Annotated in this window: 1 protein-coding gene; it reads left to right on the forward strand. The window is 57.0% G+C overall.

The features are described 5' to 3' along the window. Positions 1–407: His/Gly/Thr/Pro-type tRNA ligase C-terminal domain-containing protein (locus H9X96_RS22515; RefSeq protein WP_255431219.1), on the forward strand; the 407-nt coding region annotated here is incomplete at both ends.

The raw sequence follows: 407 nt of genomic DNA on the forward strand, positions 1-407 counted from the left end.
AGCTGAAGCAGGCAGGCATCCGCGTGCGCGTGGACGACCGCAGCGACCTTCGTCCGGGATGGAAATTCAACGAATACGAAATGCGCGGCGTTCCGGTCCGTCTGGAAATCGGTCCACGTGACATGGAGAACGGCGTCTGCGTGCTCGTCTCCCGGATTACCGGCGAGAAGAAGGTTGTTCAGCAGGCCAACCTGGTTGAAGAAGTTCAGACGATGCTGGATCAGGTCCAGAAGGAAATGTTTGATCGTGCGAAGCAGTTTATGAGCGACCATTTCTATTCGGTGGACACGCTGGAGGAAATGAAGAGCAGCATGGAACAGCAGCGCGGATTTACACTGGCAGGATGGTGCGGTTCGGAAGCCTGCGAGAGCAAGGTGAAGGAAGAGACCGGGGCAACCAGCCGGAAC

Source organism: Pedobacter sp. N36a (assembly GCF_014472395.1).
Lineage (GTDB): Bacteria > Bacteroidota > Bacteroidia > Sphingobacteriales > Sphingobacteriaceae > Pedobacter.